This window comes from Dyella sp. (assembly GCF_051954575.1).
GTDB lineage: Bacteria > Pseudomonadota > Gammaproteobacteria > Xanthomonadales > Rhodanobacteraceae > Dyella_B.
Genome location: NZ_JBQCHP010000028.1, coordinates 1 through 19872, shown reverse-complemented (window position 1 = coordinate 19872; position 19872 = coordinate 1). Strand labels below are relative to the sequence as shown.

At 64.2% G+C, this 19872-nt stretch carries 14 protein-coding genes, 2 pseudogenes and 1 riboswitch; of the genes and pseudogenes, 7 read left to right on the top strand and 9 right to left on the bottom strand.

The features are described from left to right. Nucleotides 1-123: 123 nt before the first annotated feature. Both ACTHNE_RS03460 and ACTHNE_RS03455 read right to left on the bottom strand, forming a co-directional pair. Entirely contained in the window at nt 124-2025 is a 1902-nt protein-coding gene (locus tag ACTHNE_RS03460; protein WP_440268567.1) for a TonB-dependent receptor domain-containing protein, read from the bottom strand. Nucleotides 2026-2155: 130 nt separating this feature from the next. Further along, a riboswitch (cobalamin riboswitch) is annotated at nt 2156-2382 on the bottom strand. A gap of 130 nt (nt 2383-2512) precedes the next feature. After that, a complete protein-coding gene (locus tag ACTHNE_RS03455; protein ID WP_126684833.1) occupies nt 2513-3265 on the bottom strand; it encodes a GntR family transcriptional regulator in 753 nt (250 codons plus the stop codon). A gap of 262 nt (nt 3266-3527) precedes the next feature. Here ACTHNE_RS03455 and zwf point away from each other — a divergent pair, with 262 nt between their 5' ends. The 4 genes from zwf to eda all read left to right on the top strand — a co-directional run bounded on the left by zwf (nt 3528) and on the right by eda (nt 8503). Then, complete coding sequence (zwf, locus tag ACTHNE_RS03450) at nt 3528-5018, top strand: glucose-6-phosphate dehydrogenase (RefSeq protein ID WP_324940481.1); 1491 nt, start codon at nt 3528-3530, stop codon at nt 5016-5018. After that, the gene (gene pgl / locus ACTHNE_RS03445) at nt 5015-5710 is read left to right on the top strand and encodes a 6-phosphogluconolactonase (RefSeq protein ID WP_324940478.1); all 696 of its coding nucleotides are present in this window, start codon (nt 5015-5017) and stop codon (nt 5708-5710) included. The genes zwf and pgl overlap by 4 nt, the downstream gene beginning before the upstream one ends. A gap of 243 nt (nt 5711-5953) precedes the next feature. Beyond that, nucleotides 5954-7765, top strand: coding sequence for a phosphogluconate dehydratase (gene edd / locus ACTHNE_RS03440; protein ID WP_440268566.1), 1812 nt, complete (start codon nt 5954-5956; stop codon nt 7763-7765). An 87-nt stretch (nt 7766-7852) separates the two neighbouring features. Then, complete coding sequence (gene eda / locus ACTHNE_RS03435; protein ID WP_440268565.1) at nt 7853-8503, top strand: bifunctional 4-hydroxy-2-oxoglutarate aldolase/2-dehydro-3-deoxy-phosphogluconate aldolase; 651 nt, start codon at nt 7853-7855, stop codon at nt 8501-8503. Between the two features lie 82 nt (nt 8504-8585). On the opposite strand, the gene ACTHNE_RS03430 is transcribed toward eda, so the two are convergent. Further along, on the bottom strand, nt 8586-8978 hold the full coding sequence (locus ACTHNE_RS03430; protein ID WP_440268564.1) for a rhodanese-like domain-containing protein: 393 nt from the start codon (nt 8976-8978) through the stop codon (nt 8586-8588). A gap of 77 nt (nt 8979-9055) precedes the next feature. Here ACTHNE_RS03430 and ftrA point away from each other — a divergent pair, with 77 nt between their 5' ends. The 3 genes from ftrA (at nt 9056) to ACTHNE_RS03415 (ending at nt 12217) form a co-directional block, all read left to right on the top strand. Next, nucleotides 9056-10045 carry a transcriptional regulator FtrA gene (gene ftrA / locus ACTHNE_RS03425; RefSeq protein WP_324940467.1) on the top strand — a complete coding sequence of 330 codons (990 nt, stop codon included), beginning with the start codon at nt 9056-9058 and terminating at the stop codon, nt 10043-10045. A gap of 88 nt (nt 10046-10133) precedes the next feature. Continuing rightward, a complete protein-coding gene (locus ACTHNE_RS03420) occupies nt 10134-11717 on the top strand; it encodes a S10 family peptidase (RefSeq protein ID WP_324940464.1) in 1584 nt (527 codons plus the stop codon). Nucleotides 11718-11845: 128 nt separating this feature from the next. Further along, entirely contained in the window at nt 11846-12217 is a 372-nt protein-coding gene (locus ACTHNE_RS03415; protein ID WP_440268563.1) for a nuclear transport factor 2 family protein, read from the top strand. Nucleotides 12218-12345: 128 nt separating this feature from the next. Here the strand turns inward: ACTHNE_RS03415 and ACTHNE_RS03410 are convergent, their stop codons facing one another. The 6 genes and pseudogenes from ACTHNE_RS03410 to ACTHNE_RS03385 all read right to left on the bottom strand — a co-directional run bounded on the left by ACTHNE_RS03410 (nt 12346) and on the right by ACTHNE_RS03385 (nt 19649). Continuing rightward, the gene (locus ACTHNE_RS03410) at nt 12346-12696 is read right to left on the bottom strand and encodes an STY0301 family protein (protein ID WP_440268562.1); all 351 of its coding nucleotides are present in this window, start codon (nt 12694-12696) and stop codon (nt 12346-12348) included. 52 nt (nt 12697-12748) lie between these two features. Next, nucleotides 12749-13240, bottom strand: coding sequence for a YcxB family protein (locus ACTHNE_RS03405; protein ID WP_324940455.1), 492 nt, complete (start codon nt 13238-13240; stop codon nt 12749-12751). Between the two features lie 91 nt (nt 13241-13331). After that, nucleotides 13332-17159: pseudogene (locus ACTHNE_RS03400) on the bottom strand (Lhr family helicase); the annotation flags it as partial. Nucleotides 17160-17333: 174 nt separating this feature from the next. Continuing rightward, nucleotides 17334-18017: pseudogene (locus ACTHNE_RS03395) on the bottom strand (DEAD/DEAH box helicase); the annotation flags it as partial. 162 nt (nt 18018-18179) lie between these two features. Beyond that, entirely contained in the window at nt 18180-18794 is a 615-nt protein-coding gene (locus tag ACTHNE_RS03390; RefSeq protein ID WP_324937071.1) for an NAD(P)H-dependent oxidoreductase, read from the bottom strand. A gap of 42 nt (nt 18795-18836) precedes the next feature. After that, nucleotides 18837-19649 (bottom strand): AraC family transcriptional regulator, encoded by an 813-nt coding sequence (locus ACTHNE_RS03385; RefSeq protein WP_324937073.1) that lies wholly within the window; start codon nt 19647-19649, stop codon nt 18837-18839. Nucleotides 19650-19872 lie beyond the last annotated feature (223 nt).

Sequence of the window (19872 nt, the reverse complement as noted above, 5' to 3'; positions counted from 1 at the left end):
TGAGGCGCAGCCGAACCCGAACCCCAGCGCCGTAATCCGTAGCTTTGTAGGTTGGGGTGCAAACCCCAACATCGCCATCCCGTTTCGCGTGGCAACGTTGGGGTTCGCACCCCAACCTACGGCTTACAGCCCGTACCGCACCGTCACATACCAGGTGCGACCCAGCTGGTTGTAGTAATAGGCCGTCTCATAGCGGTGATCGAACACGTTCGCCAGCTTGGCCTCCACCTGCCAGCCGGGCGCGAAGGCATAGCTGGCGCGCAGATCGGTGGTGGCGTAGCCACCCATGCGGCGGGTGTTGGCGGTGTCGTCGTAGCGTTTGCTGGCCGCGAAGAAAGTGGCGCCGAGGTTGAACTGGCCCAGCTTGCGGTCGATATCCACGCGGCCCGTGCGCTGCGCACGCCGTGCCAGCAGCTTGCCGTTGTTGGGTCCGCCATCGTCGTTCTTCGGCTGCATCAGGGTGAGATAGCTCTGCACGCGCCAGTCGTCCAGGTTGAAACCGAACTGCCCTTCCAGCCCGCGGATGCGCGCGCGGCTCAGGTTTTGCGGCACGAAGTTGCTGTCGAAGGTAATCAGATTATTGATGTTGGTCTGGTACGCATTCACGCCCCAGTTCCAGTGCTCCAGCTGCTGCGTCAGGCCGATTTCGGCACTGCGCGAGGTTTCCGGCTTCAGGTTGGGATTGGCGGTGGGTACGCCGCCGAACGCCGGGAAATAAAGATCGTCGAAGGTCGGCGCATGGAACGCGGTGCCATAGCTCACCGACAGCACCGGGCCGTTCCGGAAGTGATACCCCCACGCCGCCGCGCCGGTGTTGTGGTTGCCGAACTGGTCGTTGTGATCGTGACGCGCGGACAGCTGCACTTCGTGCTGGCCGAACGTGGCTTGGTATTGCGCGAACGTGCCGGTGTCGCCGCGCGTGGTCTGCTGGAACGCGATATCGCTGGCGATATGTTCCTGCTGGTAGTCCACGCCCACCGTCAACAATTGATTGATAGCCAGTGTGATGTCGTTCTGCCACGACGCCTGGTTGCGGCGCGAATTGAAGTAACCGGTGCCCATGCGCGGGTAATACTGGCCGTAATAGCTGCCCTGGTAGAAGGTGGCGTTGTCGTCGCGGCTTTGACCCGCATTGAGCGTGACCTTCCAGATCGACAGCGGCGAGAAGCTCAAGCGCGCGCCGGCCACGCGTTGTTCTTCGATGCCGTCGTTGCCGCCGTAGGGGCTGCCGGCGTATTGCGCATTGCTCTTGCTGCGCAGCCAGTTGAAGGCCAGCTCCGTGTCGTTGTCCCAGCGATAGCCGATGTTGGCGAAGCCGTTCCAGTTGCGATAGGCGTCGTTGCGCGGATCGTCGACGAAACACGCCACGCCCACTTCCGCCGCACCCATGCGGCAGGCAGGAATGCCGCCGGTATAGGTACCGCCGAGGCTGGCGTTGTACCAAAGATGCGCATCGCCGCCGGAAACACCCGCCTGCCCGCTCGCATAACCATGGCTGCCGCCGGTCACACTCACCGATGGCGCGATGCCGCCGTTCGGCTGTCCATGTTTGGTAAAGACCTGGATCACGCCGCCGAGTGCGTCGGAACCATAAAGGCTGGCGCGCGGACCGCGCACGATCTCGATGCGATCGATCGCCTGCACCGGAATCTGCTCCAGCGCCGGCAAGCCGATGCTGACCGAGCCGACGCGGATGCCGTCGATCAGCACCAGCACGTGCGTGGCATTGGTGCCGCGCAGGTACAGCGACGTCTGCTGGCCGATACCGCCGGTCTGCCCGATCGACACGCCCGGCAGACCGGTCAGCAGGTCGGCGATGGAAACCGGTTGCAACCGATCGATGTCCTCGCGCGTGATCACCGTGACCGACGACAGCGCCTCGTTGGCGGTGATGGCGGTACGCGTAGCGGTGACGATCACCGGCGCCAGCGTGCCGTTCTGGTCGGGCGCGGATTCGGCATGGGCGGCCGGCGCGGCCAACGAAAGCAGCAGCGCGGCTGCGAGCGTGTTCTTCTTCAACGACATGGCTATCCCCTGCCGCGCGTCCCCGCGCGGCGTAAGCATGAGCAAGCCGGCGCTCGAATGATTCGAAGGAAACGGAAGGCGGGCAGGCGGCGGTACCGCGGCGCGATCTCCGTGCCCCGCCCACCGCGAGTGCCAGAACCTGTTCCGGGCCGGTCTCCGGACTCGCGAGTGGCGCGCATCAATGCACGCCATCGAACGATGCCTTCCCATGCAAAGCACAGTGGCGTGTCGATCGTTCGAAAAGAACTCGCTTACCGTTGCGGGGGCAGTGCCGGCCTTGCTGTGCGAACAGCGCACCGGCTTCCCGTTTCATCCCGTAGGCTTGGGCCTAGGGACACCTGGAACGGGCGCAACTGTAGCGGGTGGGGGCGGTGAGGGCAATTCGGTCGCTTTTCCCCAACGAGCACAACCATCTACATACTTGCGGCCATGTGTGACCTTACCTAGTCGTCATTCCGGCTTTCGCCGGAATGACGGTGATGCACCATCAATCGGTCTGTAGCTCAGCCACAAAATCGTAAATATCGCCGCGGTACCACGAGGTGGTGAATTCCACCACGCGTCCATCGTCGAGAAAACCGCGGCGCTCGATATGCAGGCCGGCGCTGCCGGCGCTCACGTGCAGCAAGCGCGCCTGTCGCGCACCCAGCAACACCGCGCGCAAGCGTTGCAGCGCGCGCACTGGGCGGCAGTCGTATTTCTCCAGCGCCTCGTACAGCGAGTCGTGCACTTCATGCGGATCCGGCAGCACGCTGGCCGGCACCACGCTGCGCTCGATCGCCAGCGGTTCGTCTTCGGCATAACGCACGCGATGCAGCCGCGCCACCAGCACGCCGGGCGAAAGATTGAGCGCCATCGATTCCTCCGGCGTCACCTCGCCCACGCTGCGCTCGAAGAATTCGGAGCGTGGATGCAGGCCGCGCGCGCGCAAATCTTCGGTAAAACTGGTCAGGCGCGACATCGGCTTGATGATGCGCTCGGCCACGAAGGTGCCGGCGCCGTGGCGCTGGGTGAGCAGGCCTTCTTCGACCAAACCCGAAATGGCCTTGCGCACGGTCACGCGGGACAAACCCAAAGCCTGCGATAAATCGCGTTCGCTCGGCAGGGTCTGGCCCGGTTCGATGTCGCGATGCTGGATCACGTTGCGAATGGCCCGCCGCAACCGCAGGTAAGCCAGCGGCTGGTGGGTGGTGGTATCGCGGCTCAGTCGCCGGTATTCCTCGGCCAGGGCGTTCTGCATAGTTGCGAACCATACCAATGCGTGACCAGTGGGACAACCTGTCCGTGAATCGGGGATCGTCAATCGGAAATCGAGCAGAGCCGTCGCCCGCGCAAGTCATTTTTTACGATTTACGATTCTCGATTTACGATTCCTGGCTTATGAAAACAATGCATACGTTTGCACCGCACAAAGGACTGGTATTGCCTGGTACGGCATTGGTACCATCGGGGTTCCCCGGCGGCCGCATTGTCGCGGCTGCCCGCATGCATAGAGGTGAGTTGTGACTGCACCCGCGCTACCGGTCGAGCTGTTCGACCTGGTGATTTTCGGCGGCACTGGCGATCTGGCCGTCCGCAAATTGCTCCCTGCCCTCTTCCACCGCTTCGCCGACGGCCAGATCCAGCCGGGCAGCCGCATCATCGGCGTGGCCCGCGAAGGCCTGGACGACGACGGCTACCGCGCGCAGATCCGCAGCGCGCTCAACGGCGCGGCGGCCAAGCAGGGCGACCAGCTGGACGCTTTCCTCAAGCTGGTGCATTACCGCCCCCTCGACGCACGCAAGGACGCCGGCTGGGACGACTTCGCCAAGTTGATGGGCGAATGTCCCGATCACGTGCGCGTGTTCTATCTGTCCACCTCGCCCGACCTGTTCGTGGACATCTGCCAGCGCCTGGGCGGCTACGGCCTCAACCAGGGCCAGTCGCGCGTGGTGCTGGAAAAGCCGATCGGCAAGGACCTGGCCAGCGCCAATCGCATCAACGACGACGTCGGCCAGGTGTTCGCCGAATCGCAGACCTTCCGCATCGATCACTATCTCGGCAAGGAAACGGTGCAGAACCTGTTGGCGCTGCGCTTCGGCAACGCGCTGTTCGAGCCGCTGTGGAACGCCGGCCATATCGACCACGTGCAGATCACCGTGGCCGAAACGCTGGGCGTGGAACGTCGCGGCCCCTATTACGACCACGCCGGCGCGCTGCGCGACATGGTGCAGAACCATATGCTGCAGCTGTTGTGCATGGTGGCGATGGAGCCGCCGTCCTCGCTGTCGCCCGATGCGGTGCGCGACGAAAAGCTCAAGGTGCTGCACGCGCTCAAACCCATCAACGAAAGCAATGCTTCCCAGCTCACCGTGCGCGGCCAGTACCGTGCCGGCGTCGGCGAAGGCAAGAGCGTGCCCGGCTATATCGACGACTTGAACAGCACCGCCAAGTCGAAGGTCGATCACTCCAATACCGAAACCTTCGTCGCGCTGAAGGCGGAAATCGCCAACTGGCGCTGGTCCGGCGTGCCGTTCTACCTGCGCACGGGCAAGCGTTTGGCCGATCGCGTGTCGGAGATCGTGGTGGCGTTCAAGCCGGTGCCGCACTCCATCTTCACCGCCTCCGCCGGCCCGCTGGCGCAGAACCGCCTGGTGCTGCGCCTGCAGCCGGATGAAGGCGTGAAGCTGTGGCTGACCATCAAGCATCCTGGCCCTGGCGGCTTGCGCCTGCGCCACGTGCCGTTGGACATGAGCTTCGCCGAGGCCTTCGGCGTGCAGCAGCCCGATGCGTACGAGCGCCTGCTGCTCGACGTGGTGCGCGGCAATCCCACCTTGTTCATGCGTCGCGACGAAGTGGAAGCGGCATGGAACTGGGCCGATCCGATCCTGGCCGCATGGGCGGCGAGCGGCGAAGCGCCGCGTCCGTACACTTCCGGCACCTGGGGTCCGAGCGCCGCGGTGGCCTTGATCGAACGCGACGGCCGCACCTGGGACGAGGATTTCGAACAGTGAGCGGGCAGCACGCCCTGCACGCTTTCGATGACGGCGATGCGCTGGCCGAGGCCTTGTCGGCCAGCATCGCGGGCAAGCTGCGCGAAGCGATCGATGCGCGCGGTGAGGCGTTGCTCGCGGTATCCGGCGGCAGTACGCCCAAGCGCCTGTTCGAAGCACTTGCGAACGAAGCGCTGGACTGGTCGCGCGTCACCGTCACCCTGGTCGACGAACGCTGGGTGCCAGAGACCGATGAACGTTCCAACGCGCGGCTGGTGAAATCCCTGCTGCTGCAACACAAGGCCGCTGACGCCGAATTTGTGCCGCTGTATGCCGATGCCGCCACGCCGGAAGCCGGCATCGGCGAAGTGCGCGCGCGGGTGAAGGCGCTGGGACAACCGTTCGACGTGATCGTGCTTGGCATGGGTCCGGATGGGCATACGGCTTCGTTCTTTCCAGGCGGCGATCGCCTGAGCGAAGCGCTCGATATCTCCAATACCGCGCTGGTGTTGCCGATGCGCGCGCCGGGCGCCGGCGAGCCGCGCATCACCTTCACGCTGGAGGTGCTGTTGAAGGCGCATTCGCTTTATCTGCATATCCAGGGCAACGATAAGCGCGACGTACTGGCGGCGGCGGAAAAGCCCGGCAGCACGTTGCCGGTTGCCAGCGTGCTGCAATCGGGTCGTCCACTGGATATCTATTGGTGTCCGTGATGGGGCGAGCCTTCGCGGTCCCGCACGTTTACGGTTCGTCATTCCGGCGAACGCCGGAATCCAGCCGAGTGAATCGTGCGAAGCACACAGCATTGTTTTTGAGTGCTTCGCACAACGTCTGCAAACTGGATTCCGGCGTTCGCCGGAATGACGGTTAGGCACGTTCGAACACGGCCGGAAAGACAAGCGCTTTTACGAGCAACAAACAGCATCAACGCCGAGCCCGCTCGGCCGGAGCATGAAATGAGCCTGCACCCCGTCGTCGCCGAAGTCACCGAACGCCTGCGCGAACGCAGCCGCGCTACGCGCGCCGCGTATCTGGAACGCATCAACAACGCCATCATCGACGGCCCGCATCGCGCCCGGCTCTCCTGCGGCAACCTCGCGCACGGCTTCGCCGCCTGCAACGCAAACGACAAGGCCGCGCTGCGCGAAGGCCACACGCCGAACCTGGCCATCGTCACCGCGTATAACGACATGCTTTCGGCGCACCAGCCGTACGAGCGCTATCCGGAACTCATCCGCGAGGCGGCGCGCCAGTCCGGTTTCACCGCACAAGTCGCAGGTGGCGTGCCGGCGATGTGCGATGGCGTTACGCAAGGCCGCGCCGGCATGGAGTTGTCGCTGTTCTCGCGCGACCTGATTGCGATGACCACGGCGGTGGCGCTGTCGCACGATATGTTCGACGGAGCGCTGTATCTGGGGATCTGCGACAAGATTGTGCCGGGGCTCCTGATCGGCGCGTTGAGCTTCGGCCATCTGCCTGGCGTGTTCGTGCCCAGCGGCCCGATGCCCAGCGGCATCAGCAATGAGCAGAAATCGAAGGTGCGCCAGGCGTATACGGAAGGCAAGGCGAGCCGCGACGAATTGCTGGAAGCCGAAGCGGCGTCCTATCACGCCGCCGGCACCTGCACCTTCTACGGCACCGCCAACTCCAACCAGATGCTGATGGAGATCATGGGCCTGCACCTGCCGGGCGCCAGCTTCGTCGCGCCGGAAACGCCGCTGCGCGATGCGCTCACCGCCGAAGCGGTGCGCCGCTGCGCCGCGCTGGGCAAGGCGGGCGAACATTTGCCGATCGGCCATATCGTGGACGAGCGCGCCATCGTCAATGGCGTGGTCGGCCTGCACGCCACCGGCGGTTCCACCAATCATCTGCTGCACTTGGTGGCGATCGCACAGGCAGCCGGCATTGCGCTGCGCTGGGAAGATTTCGACGCGCTGTCGTCGGTCGCGCCGCTCTTGGCGCGCGTGTATCCGAACGGCTACGCCGACGTGAACCATTTCCATGAAGCCGGCGGCATGGGCTTCCTGATCGATCAACTGCTGAGCGCCGGCCTGCTGCACGGCGATGCGCGCACCATCGCCGGCTGCGATCTTTCCGGCTACGCCACGGTGCCGTCGCTGGATGAAGCGGGCAAGCTCATCTGGAGACCGGTGTCCAAGGAAAGCGGCAATCGCGGCGTGCTGCGCAGCGCGAGCGAACCGTTCCGCGCCGATGGCGGCCTGCGCATGCTCGACGGCAATCTTGGCCGTTCGGTGATCAAGGTGTCCTCCGTGCCGGATGACCGCCTGGTGATCGAAGCGCCGGCGGTGGTGTTCCACGACCAGGACGACATCAAGCGCGCGTTCGACCGCGGCGAGCTCAACCGGGACTTCATCGCCGTGGTGCGTTTCCAGGGTCCGCGCGCGATCGGCATGCCGGAACTGCACAAGCTCACGCCGACGCTTGCCGTGCTGCAGGATCGCGGACATCGCATTGCATTGGTGACCGATGGCCGCATGTCGGGAGCCAGCGGTCGCGTGCCGGCAGCGATCCACGTGACGCCGGAAGCGGACGATGGCGGCCCGATCGCCAAGGTGCGCGAGGGCGACATCATTCGCCTGGATGCGCAGAAGGGCACGCTCGATGTGTTGGTGGATGCCGCGGAATTCGCAGCGCGCACGCCGGTAGTCGAGGATCTTTCCAGGCACCAGCACGGCATGGGTCGCGAACTGTTCGGCATCTTCCGTCGTAACGCGGTAGCTGCCGATCTCGGCGCCGGTGTGCTCTAACACGTAGGTTGGGGTGCAAACCCCAACATTGCCATCCACATGGATACCACGACGTTGGGGTTCGCACCCCAACCTACATTGCCCCGAATGACCATGAACATCGAAACCAAGCAACAACACGTCGAAGCCACCATGCGCCTGGCGCCGGTGATCCCGGTAGTGATCATCGAAGACGCCAGGCACGCCGTGCCGATGGCGCGCGCGCTGGTGGCCGGCGGTATTCCGGCGATCGAGGTGACGCTGCGCACGCCTGCGGCGCTGGACGCGATCCGCGCCATCGCACAAGAAGTGGAAGGCGCGGTCGTAGGCGTCGGCACCGTGTTGACCGCCAACGATCTGCATGCCGCCGAACGCGCCGGCGCGCGCTTCGCAGTGTCGCCCGGCATGTCGCCGAACCTGCTGGCCGCCGCCGATGACAGCACCCTGCCCTTGCTGCCTGGCATCGCCACCGCCAGCGAAGCGATGGCCTTGCTCGAACGCGGTTACCGTCACCTAAAGTTCTTCCCGGCGGTGCCCGCCGGCGGCGCGAAACTGCTCGGCGCCTGGGCCAGCCCGCTGCCGCAGATCCGCTTCTGCCCGACCGGCGGCATTGCGCTGAACACGGCGAAGGATTTTCTCTCCTTGCCGAACGTGCTGTGCGTGGGCGGTTCGTGGCTTACGCCGGCCGACAAGCTGAAGGCCGGCGACTGGGCCGGCATCGAGCAGTTGGCGCGCGAAGCCGCCGCGCTACGCGCCTGACGTAGGTTGGGGTGCAAACCCCAACATGGCTATGCCGTGAGGATTGCGATGTTGGGGTTTGCACCCCAACCTACACGGCATTTCAGCGCTCCAGTCCGAACCCTTCATCGATCCACCCGGTAAGACCGCCGAGCATTTCCTTCACCGGCCGGCCAAGCTGCGCTAGCTTCACCGCGGCCTTGTTCGCGCCGTTGCAATGCGGACCGGCGCAATACACCACGAACGTCGTATCGGGCGAATACTCGGCCAGGCGCTGTTCGCTGATCGTGCGCGTCGGCATGTTGATCGCGCGGGGCACGTGGCCGGCCGCATAGAGCGTGGGCGTGCGCACGTCCAGCAGTACGAAATCCTTCGTTTCATGCTGCGTGGCATACCAGACATCGGCGCAATCGGTTTCGAAGCCGAGGCGTGCTTCGAAATGGGCCAACGCTTGTGCGCTCTGTGCGGCCGGAACGCGGGTGACGACAGTACTCATGAGGTGCTCCGTGGTGAACATGGGCACAGTTTGGGCACTGGCGCACAAGCACGACATTGGCAAGAATGCCAGCCACCATGAAGAAATCGCCAAAACGCGCCCGCCCTCGTCCTGGCCCGGGCAACCATCGCGTTGTCGCCTTGGTTTACGACGGCCTTTGCACCTTCGAATACGGTATTGCGGTGGAAATGTTCGGCTTGCCGCGGCCGGAATTCGAGCATTGGTACACCTTCGCCTCGTGCGCGGTGGAGCGCGGGCCGCTACGCGCCGCGGGCGGCATACGCGTGCAGGCGGATGGCGGCTTGGAACTGCTGGCGCAGGCCGAGACGGTGATCGTGCCCGGCTGGCGTGGTGCGGATGCCGCGCCGCCGCCGGCCCTGCTCGAGGCCTTGCGTGCCGCGCACAAGCGCGGCGCGCGCCTGCTGTCGTTCTGTTCCGGCGTATTCGTGCTGGCGGCGGCCGGCGTGCTGGATGGCCGCAGCGCCACCACGCATTGGCGTTATGCACAGGCCCTGGCGGAGCGTTATCCGCGCATCCGCATCGAGCCGGATGTCTTGTACGTGGACGCCGGCCATGTGCTGACCTCGGCGGGCAGCGCCGCGGCGATCGATCTTTCGCTGCATCTGATCCGCCGCGACTACGGTCCGCGCATCGCCAACCAGGTTGCGCGGCGGGCCGTGGTGCCGACGCATCGCGATGGTGGGCAGGCGCAATTCATTCCGGCGCCTCTGCCCGAGCAAGGCTCCGCACTGGGCAAACTGCTGGAATGGATGCGCGCTCACCTGGACCAGCCGTTGCCGTTGAATGCATTGGCCGAACACGCACGCATGAGCGAACGCACCTTCTTGCGCCGTTTTGAAGAAGCCACCGGCTGCTCGCCCAAGCAATGGCTGATCCAGGAACGCCTGGGCCGCGCGCGCGAATTGCTCGAAGGAAGCCAGTGGCCAGTCGAGCGCATTGCGGATGCCTGTGGCTTCGGCAGCGCCGATACCTTGCGCCACCACTTCCGGCGCACGTTGAAAGTAAGCCCGGCGCGCTACCGCGAGCGCTTCGCGCATGCCGCATAGTGACTTCTGGCGTATGAAACCGGACGGGCTCAATGCCTAAGCTGCGGATCCCGGCGCGCTGCCTGCGCCGCATCGCCAAGGATTCCCCATGCGCAAGCTTCCGCTCGTTCTCGCCTTGACCGCGCTCCTGCTCGGCACGGCCCACGCCGCCGACAAGAAAGACAAGACCCCCGCGGACGAAGCGAAACCGGAAAGCTACCTGCTGCATCCGCAGGCCTCGGCCAGCGAAGGCTCGGTCAGCGTGGAAGGCAAGCGCATCGCCTACAAGGCGGTAGCAGGTACCATCGTGCTGCACGGCAAGGGCGATAAGGAAAACGAGCCTACCGTCAGCATGTTCTACGTGGCCTATTTCAAGAAGGGCGAAGAAGCCGCCAAGCGCCCGGTCACCTTTATCTACAACGGCGGGCCCGGTTCGGCGACGGTGTGGCTGCACATGGGCGCATTCGGGCCGCGCCGCGTGGTGACCATGGACGATAGCCATACGCCGGCCGCGCCCTATCAACTGGTCAACAACGACTACAGCCTGCTCGACGCCTCCGACCTGGTCTTCATCGATGCACCCGGCGCGGGTTTCAGCCGCTTGATCGCCAACGATCCGGATGCATCCAAGCGCGAAGAGCAAATGAAGGACCGCCGCAAGGAAATCTACGGTGTCGACGGCGACGGCCACGCCTTTGCGCAATTCATCACGCAGTTCCTGTCGCGCTACGGCCGCTGGAATTCGCCAAAATACCTGTTCGGCGAAAGCTACGGCACCACGCGCTCGGCGGTGCTCGCCAACGACCTGGAAAACGAAGAGAGCGTCGATCTCAACGGCGTGATCCTGCTGTCGCAGATTCTCAACTTCGACACCAGCATCGACGGCGCCGAACAGAACCCCGGCGTCGACCTGCCTTACGAACTTGGCCTGCCCACCTTCGCCGCCACCGCGTACTACCACCACAAACTGCCGCAGCAACCGGCCGCATTGGAGCCGTTCTTGCAGGAAGTGGAACAGTTCGCGCTCGGCGATTATGCGCAGGCGCTGATGCAGGGCGCGCGCCTGGACGATGCGCGCAAGCAGGCGATCGCCGAGAAATTGCATCAATACACCGGCCTTTCCGTGCCATATCTGTTGAAGGCCAACCTGCGCGTCACCGGCGGCATGTTCGAACACGAACTGCTGGGCGACAGCGGCGACACCACCGGCCGCCTGGATTCGCGCTTCGCCGGCCCTTCGCTCGATCCGTTGAGCAAGGAAGCGGAATACGATCCGCAATCGTCGGCGATCAGCTCCGCCTACATCGCCGCCTTCAATGACTACGCGCGCAAGGATCTCAAATACGGCCAGGACCAGGTCTATCACGAATTCGCCGACGTCAACGACTGGAACTTCAAGCACAACGGTCACGATGGCGCCGTCAACGTGATGCCGGATCTGGCCAAAGCCATGAAGACCAACCCCGGCCTGAAGGTTTTCCTCAACGGCGGCTATTACGACCTGGCCACGCCGTTCTACGCGGCCGACTACGAAATGCAGCACATGCCGATCCAGCCGGCGTTGATGAACAATATCCGCTATGCGTGGTATCCGTCGGGGCACATGGTGTACGCGCACGAGGAATCGTTGAAGTTGCTGCACGATAACGTGGCGCAGTTCATTGCGCAGACGGACAACGTCAAGAAACACTGAGGCATCGTTCGCCATTCCGGTTTCGCCGGAATGGCATTACGTCGTGCGTCGTCGTCCTTCCCGGGAGGGACGACGGTCCCCTATACGCCCAACTCCGCTATGCTCGCGACGGTCCCACGGAGAACACCATGCGAGCGCTCATCGACCGCTATATCGACGCCTACAACCGCATCGACATCGATGCCATGCTCGCCACCATGCACAGCGAAGTGATCTTCGAAAACTACACCGCCGGCGTGCTCAGCGTGCGTACCGTGGGTGCAGCCGAACTGCGCCATCTGGCGGAAAGCTCCCGCCACCTGTTTTCAGCCCGCCACCAGACCATCGCCCGCTACAGCGAAGCCGAAGGCGTGGCGTACGCGGACATTCATTTCCAGGGCACCTTCGCGGTGGACCTGCCCAATGGCATTCGGGCAGGCCAAAGCATTGCGTTGGATGGGCGCAGCGAATACCGCGAGCGTGATGGTTTGCTGGTTTATATCGCTGACTACAGCGAGTGATCAGCTACGGGGAAAAGTTGTTATCGCTCGCTGGCCAGCGATAGCAATGCAAGTGCATATACGGCCGATTCTGCGCGCGCTAGCCGCCCCGAACCCCGGCAGCAGTCTGCTCAGCGCTTCGATTCCTTCTATTTGCAATCCAGCTTCAGGATTTTCTTCGAATCGATCGTGTAATCACATCGATTGATTTTGTTGGGTAACTTCGTGTCCGAAACCTTCCCATCGGCGTACTTGCACCGGACCGTGACAAACCGGCCAGCGTCATAGACATATCCAAGCTGCCAATAGCCGGCCGATGCCCCGGGCTGATCAGGAACGAGCGAGGCCATGTCGCTGGGCGCGCCGTCGAACACTTCCACAAAACGCAATGGATGATCGGGGTGCGCGGGGCATACGGCGGCCGTCATGGTCGGCTGTTGCATCGAGCAGCCCAGCAGGGCTATCAATGTCAGAAGCCCGAGGCCTTTATTCCATGACATAGAATTTGTCTCCGTTATTCGAATCGCCATGTGCGCTCCAGCGCAGCGTCTATCAGCTGATTTTTCCGCCGGCTTCGCCTACACGTTGAAGCATGAACTTCCGAAGTTCCGTAGAGACATCCGCAAGCGGCAGGGTGCTGAATTGGTTTTTTGAGAACAGCAGAAGCCAGAAGGTCGGGAACTGCCAGACCTCGGAAACGGACGACCAGGGAAGCGATACGGTTCCCGCTCCAGAAGATAGGGACAGGCTGGAGTGCGTGGCAATGAGTTCCGCTTGCGGCGCTCCCATTGCGCGCAGCTTTTGGGTTGAATTGCGGTAATGGACGAGAAAAAGAGCAACCATGAAGAGCGTGCCCAGAATCAGAACGCTGGCCACAACGCCAACGAGCCAGGAGCGATCTCCTGAGCGAAGCAAAGCAACCAGGCCGATCGTGATAAGGATTAACGCCGCCGGAAATTGAAGGCCCACGACACGCCGCCAAAACGCCCATACGGCTTGGCGAATCAACGATGGGCTGTATGTGAGGCTTGCTCGAAGTTCCATGGCTAACGCCCGAGTAAAGAGCCGACGGTCAGGCCTGGTCACGCAGGCCACGGGAAAGCAGCTTGTTTCCGATGGTCAAGATTATGCGAGATCAGCGATGCACGTATGTTACATCGCTGGTCCCATCCGGCTCCGGTCGCCGCAATAGCGCGTTGTACCAGCGCCGCTGCTGCGCAAGATCGCCCTCGATCAGCCACTGCGGTTTGTTGGCAACCAGGGCCGCCACGGGCATGCCGTCTTCGTAAAGCACTCGCGTGCCTGCCAGCGCTGGCAGGCGGTCGCCGGCGAGGACGGTGCCGACCAGGTTGAGGGGATCGCTGCCGCTCAGCGTGATGCGTTGTTGTTCGGGCGGACGCAGGCGGATGCTGCGCAGGTGGGCGATGGCTTCGGGGAGGGCGAACTGTTCGCCGACCAGCCCTTCCACGAAGCGGCCGCCGCGGATTTCGCCGCGGGCTTCGAGGCGGTGGTAGACGCGCAGGAGTTCGCGCCATGAGGGGAGCCATGGGGCTTCGCGTTCGAGCAGTTTCCAGAAGACGACGCCGTAGCGGCGGAGCAGGACGCGGGCGGTGTGTTCGATGGTTTCGTCGGAGGTTTTGGCTTCCGGCGAGGTTGGCCCCTCACCCCGCCCCTCTCCCCGCAGGGGAGAGGGAGAAAGAGCATGGGCTCCCCGGAGGGGAGAGGGCGCAGGAAGCTTTCGTACGAGTGACCAGCGACCGGCGTCTTCGATCTCGCTCAACGTATGCCGACGCACGCGCCGATGACGCGGCGAGTCGCGCTTCGCGGCCGGCGTCAGCAAGGCGCGCAAACCGGCGAAGCTGTCGGAGGTGACGCGTCCGGCGGATACCAGTTCGCCGAGTGCATCTTCCAGTTCGGTACGCAACAAATGCGCGGCGTCTACGAGTTCATCGAAGAACAATGCGCCATGCGCGCCCAATGCATCGGCGACGGCCTGCGCACGAGAAGAAAGCAGCGCGTCCTGCCCCTGGTTGCGGTCCGCCAACGACGTCCAGATCGGCAACTGCCGGCGCGGCAACAGCACGATCGGCGTCGCGCGTACCGGTCCACTGCTGCCGCCACCGCTGCGCAGCCGGTTCCAGCCGATGCGGCCGGCGCGGCACAGTTCGTCCAGCCAGCGGCTGGAGTAATCGGTGATGCGCGAAGCGAGCAGTTCGCTTTCCCATGCGCCCGCGGCGGCTTCGTAGCCTTCCAACTGGCGCAGCACCGCGCTGAGTGCTTCGGGGCCGTTGAGCTTGGTGCCGGGCGTGGTGTGCTGCCATTCGAGCAGGAAGCGCATGAGATCGCGGCGGCTGACCGGTTCGATCTCACGACGCAGGCGGCCGATGGTGTAGCGGTGGATGCGTGCGAGCAGATGGCGTTCACACCATTCGATGTCGCTGGCATCCGGCGTGAAATGGCCCTGCATCACGTAGCCTTCCGATTGCAGGCGGATCAGGGCGAGATCGATGTCGGTGGCATCGACGTGCATCGATGCGGCGAGTGCAGCGACGGTGCTGGGGCCGAGGCCGGTGAGGCGGCCGCGCACCACTTCGAGCAGGGCGTCTTCGCGGGTCCAGGTTTGCGCGGCGTATTCGGCGGGAGCAGTGACTGCGGGTTGCATGGATGCATGCGCGTGCACCGCGTGCCACATGGGGAGTTTTTCGGCGCAGATCCATATGCCACCACCATCCTGCCCCCTCCCCTGCGTGCAGGGGAGGGTTGGGGTGGGGTTGTCCGAGCTTGCCGCGAGGTTGGGGGCTTCACCCCTCCCCGGCCCTTCCCTACTGCACGTAGGAGAGGGAGTGAGACGCGTCGCGCGATGAACGTTCGCGAGCTTGTGCAGCCAATCCAGCCAGCCATCGTTGGCACACGCTTCCTCTTCGGTCACGAAGCCCAGCACATTCAGCGCTTCATGCATTTCATCCGCACTGCGCACCTGGGGCCACGCTTCCGCACGCACCGCGGCGATCGCTTCCGGATCGAGCTTGGCCAGGTCGTCGGAATCTTCGATACCGTTCCAATGCCGCGTCTGCACCGCACGCGTGCGGCGTTCTTCCAGCGGCGCGTCATCGAGGAAGGCATACGGCGCAGCGTTGAGCACTTCGCTGGCGAGCGGGCTGGGCGCGGTGAGATCGCGTGCAACGACGGTTATCTCACCGGACTCCATCCGCTTGAGAATCTCCAGCAGGCCATCCACGTCCATCGCTTCGCGCAGGCAATCGTGCAAGGTCTGGTTGACCAGCGGGTGATCGGGCACTTCCCGTTCGCCGACGATGTTTTCCAGGCATGCCACCTGGTCGGGAAAGACGGTGGCGAGCAGGTCTTCGCTCTTCATGCGCTGTAGCGGCGCCGGTACTTTCTTGCCGCCGGCATAGCGCGGCAGCGCCAGCGCGGTGACTGCGTTCCAGCGCCAGCGGACCGGGAACAGCGGCGCATCGAGCAATGCCTGCACCAGCACGTGTTCGGCGGTATTGCTGTGCAGGTAACGCGCCACTTCGATCAGCGGAAAACTATGGCTGGTCGATAGCGACAGCACGATCGCGTTTTCGGTCGCCGCCGCCTGCAGTTCGAAATTGAACTGGCGGCAGAAGCGCTTGCGCAGCGCCAGGCCCCACGCCTTGTTGATGCGGCTGCCCCACGGTGTGTGGATCACCAGCTGGGTGCCGCCGGATTCGTCGAAGAAACGCTCGAACACCAGCGTGGATTGCGTCGGCATCACACCGAGCGCGGCCTTGGCCTTGGCCAGGTATTCCACGATCTGTTGCGCGGCCGATTCGTTGAGGCCCAGCGTGTTGCGCAGCCAGTCGAACGCCGCCTGCACGCCATCGGTATCGATGCGCGTGGAAATTTCTTCGCGCAAGCGCGATACACCGGTGGACAATTCATTGCTGCGTCCCGGCGCCTCGCCCAACCAGAACGGCAGGCTCGGCGGCGCGCCTTGCGCATCTTCCACGCGCACGCGATCGCGCTCCACGCGCAGGATGCGATAGCTGACGTTGCCGAGCTGGATGATGTCGCCGGCCATGCTTTCGATGGCGAAATCTTCGTTGATGGTGCCGACGATGGTCGCTTGCGGTTCCAGCACCACCAGGTAATCGGCGGTGTCGGGAATGGTGCCGCCAGAAGTAACGGCGGTAAGCCGCGCGCCACGTCGCGCGCGCAGTTCGCGATGCACCGCGTCGCGATGGATGTATGCCGCGCGTGCACCGCGCCGCGTGCTGAAGCCGTCGGCCAGCATGCGTACTACGTTGTTGAAGGTATCGCGTGGCAGCGTGCGATACGGATACGCGCGGCGCACCAGGTCGAACAGTGCGTCTTCGTCCCATTCCGCGCAGGCGATTTCGGCCACGATCTGTTGCGCCAATACATCGATCGGTTGCGGTGGCTGCACCAGGGTGTCGAGTTCGCCGCGACGCACGCAGTCGAGCAAGGCGGCGCATTCGATCAGGTCGTCGCGGCTGCTGGGAAACAGCCGCGCCTTCGGCGTGCCGTTCACCGCGTGGCCGGAACGGCCGGCGCGCTGCAGAAACGCGGCGATGGAGCGTGGCGAGGAAAGCTGGCACACCAGGTCGACGTCGCCGATGTCGATACCCAGTTCCAGCGATGCAGTCGCCACCAGCACTTTGAGATCGCCGCGCTTCAGGCGCTGCTCGGCATCCAGGCGATGTTCTTTCGCAAGGCTGCCGTGATGCGCGGCGACGTGTTCAAGCCCGATGCGTTCGGACAGATGCCGCGCCACGCGTTCGGCCATGCGCCGCGTATTGACGAACACCAGCGTGGTGCGATGTTGCTCGACCAGTTGCGCGAGCTGGTTGTAGACCAAGTCCCAGCTGTCGTTGGACATCACCGCTTCGAGTGGTACCGGCGGTACCTCGATGGCGAGGTCTCGCGCGCGGGTGTGGCCGACGTTGATGATGGTGCATGCCGTGCTTTTCTCCCTCTCCCCTTCGGGGAGAGGGCTGGGGTGAGGGGTTACTCTTGCGAAGAGGTCGGTGATAACAGGCTGTGGCTCTGCAGGGGTTTCAAGCGAGGTTTGCCCCTCACCCCTCCCCTTTCCCCTTGGGGAAAGGGAAGAAACGGAATGTTCTCCCCGGAGGGGAGAGGGAGCCAAACCGGTGCCCTCGCCTACCAAAAACTTGGCGACATCCTCGATCGGCTTCTGCGTCGCCGACAAGCCAATCCGCTGCAACGGCCGCTGGCACAGCGCCTCCAACCGCTCCAGCGTCAACGCCAGATGCGCCCCGCGCTTGCTCGCCGCTACCGCATGGATTTCATCCACGATGACACTGCGCACGCTTTTGAGCATTTCGCGGCCGGACAGCGATCCCATCAGCACGTACAGCGATTCGGGCGTGGTTACCAAAATATGCGGCGGCGCCTTGCGCATCAGGCTGCGTTCGGCCTGCGGGGTGTCGCCTGTGCGCACGGCGGTGCGGATCGGTGCGCCGGGCAGGCCGAGCTTTTCCAGTTCGAGGCCGATGCCTTCCAGCGGCGCTTCCAGGTTGATGTGGATGTCGTTCGAAAGCGCCTTCAGCGGCGACACGTACACCACGCGCGTTTCGTCCGGCAGCGTGCCGCCGCGCGCGACGCTTTCCTGCACCAACTGGTCGATCGCCGCGAGAAAGGCGGTCAATGTTTTACCCGAACCGGTTGGTGCGGCCACCAGCGTATGCCGCCCTGCCCTGATCGCCGGCCATGCGCCGGCCTGCGCGGAAGTAGGCGCAGGGAACGTGGTTTCGAACCACGCGGCGACGGCGGGATGGAAATCGTGCAGAGGCATGGATGATGACCCGCTGCGGTGCGGGGGCGGGGCGTCAATCATATATAGGGACGGTTTGCAGCGCGGTAAAGGCCGGCCCTGGCGACCGGCGTCCCGCGCTTGCCGGCTAGGCGCGATGCTCGGGCGCGGGCGTCTCATGCGTTGAGACGTCGGTGCTGCGCCTCAGCCGCTCGAAAAAGCCGCACCGCACAGGCTTTCGGTTTCCGCAAGCCAGGACAGACGTTGCGCGTCCGAACTGCCTACCACCGGCCTGAAGATATGCCGCCGGTAGGCCTGCACGCCGCAATAGGGCAGCACGCAGCGGCCCCAGATCAGTTCCAGCGGATCGCCCAGGTCGCGCGCTTCCCGCTCCGCGAGCGTGTCGGAGGTATTGAGCACCAGCGCCTGCCTGATCGAAAGCAGGCCCTCGGGCATGCCATCGGCGGAAGCCAGCCGATAGGCGACGCCAGGCACCAGCACCCGATCCAGCCAACCGGCCAGGATCGCCGGCGGCTTGCCCCACCAGTTCGGATGCACGATCAGCAGGCCGTCCGCCTGCCCTATCTCGGTTCGATGACCCTGCAGGACCGGGTCGTCCGCGCGCGACAAGGCAACTTCGAGCGTGTCGCCGATGCTGTACGCCTCTTCCGCGCTCAGGCAGGGATCGAAGCCTTCGGCATACAGGTCGTGATGCGAGATGGCGTGTCCGGCCATCGAGAGCGCCTGCCTGGCGCGTTCAGAAAGCGCATGGCAGAAGCTGTTCGGGCGCGGATGTGCGAGCAGGGAAAAAATGCGCATGGCTGGCGTCGTGTTGGCAGGTTTTGAAAGTGCCGCTGCCCCTCAGGCCGTGGCGCGTTGCCCGAAATAGCGCGCCGGCGGATGGCCGAAGCAGCGCCGGAACATCGCGATAAAGGCGCTGGTGCTGGCATAACCCAATCCGTCCGCCACCGCCGCCACCGGCAAGCCGTCGGCCAATTGCTCCAGCCCCTTGGTGAGCCGCGCTTGCTGGCGCCATTGCGCAAAGCTCAGCGCGGTTTCGGCGCGGAACAGGCGGCTCAACGTGCGCACGGAAAGGCCGGCCCATGCTGCCCATTCCTCCAGGCTGCGGTTGTCCTGCGGCTGTTCCAGCACGGCGCGCGCGATGCGCAGCAGACGGCGATCCATCGGCATCGGCAGATGCAGCGGCTCGAGCGGCGCGTTGCGGATCTCGTCCAGCAGCACGGTCATCACGCGCTCCTGCCGCTCGGTCAGCTCGGGGTTCCAGGTCCAGGAGCTGGCGCGGTGGACCAGCTCGCGCATTAATGCATTGACACCGATCACGCCGGGCCGATCGGGCAGGCAGGGGCAGATGTCCGGGTGCAGGAACACGCCCCAGCCGGTGAGCGGACCGTTGATGCTTACCTTGTGCAATTCGCCAGGCGGCATCCAGCCGGCGCGATGCGGCGGCAACAGCCACGAGCCGTGCTCGGTATGCATGTGCACCAGGCCGCTTTCCACACAGAAGAACTGGCCACGCGCGTGGCTGTGCCAGTCGTACTGCTTGGTTTCCTGGGTGTATTCGCTGAAGGCTTCGCCGTCATCCCAGTAGGCGATCAGGGCAGGGCCATCCAGGCGTTCGATCAGTTCGTAAAGCTCCTGCTTGGTCCGTTGCATGGCCGAGTCTCGACATTATTTGGCCAAATAACGTTATCAGCTTGTCAGCAGCTTTGCCTAAGCTGTCAGCACTGTCCGATGCGTCCGTCGGATTCCCCGCCGCTGCTGCCGCTCGCGGCTTTTTCTATGAAACCTAGGGATGCTCTGATCTATTCCACGCACCCGGCATGACGTCCAGAAGGCCCGCAGGGTGTGTTGGGGGGCGCAGGGCAGACAGGCCCTC

Excerpts from the sequence above, each read along its gene's own strand:
- ACTHNE_RS03460 (WP_440268567.1), bottom strand. The coding sequence starts at position 2,025 with ATGTCGTTGAAGAAGAACACGCTCGCAGCCGCGCTGCTGCTTTCGTTG.
- ACTHNE_RS03455 (WP_126684833.1), bottom strand. The coding sequence starts at position 3,265 with ATGCAGAACGCCCTGGCCGAGGAATACCGGCGACTGAGCCGCGATACC.
- edd (WP_440268566.1), top strand. The coding sequence starts at position 5,954 with ATGAGCCTGCACCCCGTCGTCGCCGAAGTCACCGAACGCCTGCGCGAA.
- eda (WP_440268565.1), top strand. The coding sequence starts at position 7,853 with ATGACCATGAACATCGAAACCAAGCAACAACACGTCGAAGCCACCATG.
- ACTHNE_RS03430 (WP_440268564.1), bottom strand. The coding sequence starts at position 8,978 with ATGAGTACTGTCGTCACCCGCGTTCCGGCCGCACAGAGCGCACAAGCG.
- ftrA (WP_324940467.1), top strand. The coding sequence starts at position 9,056 with ATGAAGAAATCGCCAAAACGCGCCCGCCCTCGTCCTGGCCCGGGCAAC.
- ACTHNE_RS03420 (WP_324940464.1), top strand. The coding sequence starts at position 10,134 with ATGCGCAAGCTTCCGCTCGTTCTCGCCTTGACCGCGCTCCTGCTCGGC.
- ACTHNE_RS03415 (WP_440268563.1), top strand. The coding sequence starts at position 11,846 with ATGCGAGCGCTCATCGACCGCTATATCGACGCCTACAACCGCATCGAC.
- ACTHNE_RS03410 (WP_440268562.1), bottom strand. The coding sequence starts at position 12,696 with ATGTCATGGAATAAAGGCCTCGGGCTTCTGACATTGATAGCCCTGCTG.
- ACTHNE_RS03405 (WP_324940455.1), bottom strand. The coding sequence starts at position 13,240 with ATGGAACTTCGAGCAAGCCTCACATACAGCCCATCGTTGATTCGCCAA.
- ACTHNE_RS03390 (WP_324937071.1), bottom strand. The coding sequence starts at position 18,794 with ATGCGCATTTTTTCCCTGCTCGCACATCCGCGCCCGAACAGCTTCTGC.
- ACTHNE_RS03385 (WP_324937073.1), bottom strand. The coding sequence starts at position 19,649 with ATGCAACGGACCAAGCAGGAGCTTTACGAACTGATCGAACGCCTGGAT.